General features: G+C 69.6%; 1 protein-coding gene. It reads left to right on the top strand.

Annotated features, from left to right (window positions below; genetic code table 11):
• Positions 1-312, top strand: a 312-nt coding sequence (gene larC / locus HMPREF9440_RS12110) for a nickel insertion protein (RefSeq protein WP_040764744.1), incomplete at both ends; no start/stop codon positions are given.

Below are 312 nucleotides of genomic sequence, written 5' to 3'. Positions count from 1 at the left end.
GCACGCCCGCCGACATCGAGCGCTTCTACGCCGCCTCGACCCTCTCGCCCGACGCGCGCCGGATCGCCGCGCGCATCTGGTCGGAGGTCTCCCGCGCGGAGGCCGCGGTGCACGGAATGGATCTCTCCGAAGTGCACTTCCACGAGATCGGGCGGCGGGCCAACATCTACGCGGTCGGGATGATCGCGGAGCTTTTCGTCAAGGCTGGGGTTGAGCGCTTCGTCGTGAGCCCGATTCCGCTCGCCGACAACGAAGTCGAATGCGCCCACGGTACGGTGCCGTACCCGGCGCCCGCCTTGGCCGCGATGCTCC

Source organism: Sutterella parvirubra YIT 11816 (genome assembly GCF_000250875.1).
Classification (GTDB): Bacteria; Pseudomonadota; Gammaproteobacteria; order Burkholderiales; family Burkholderiaceae_F; genus Sutterella; species Sutterella parvirubra.
Note: the sequence above shows the minus strand (reverse complement) of the source record. Positions and strands in the feature narration are given on the sequence as shown.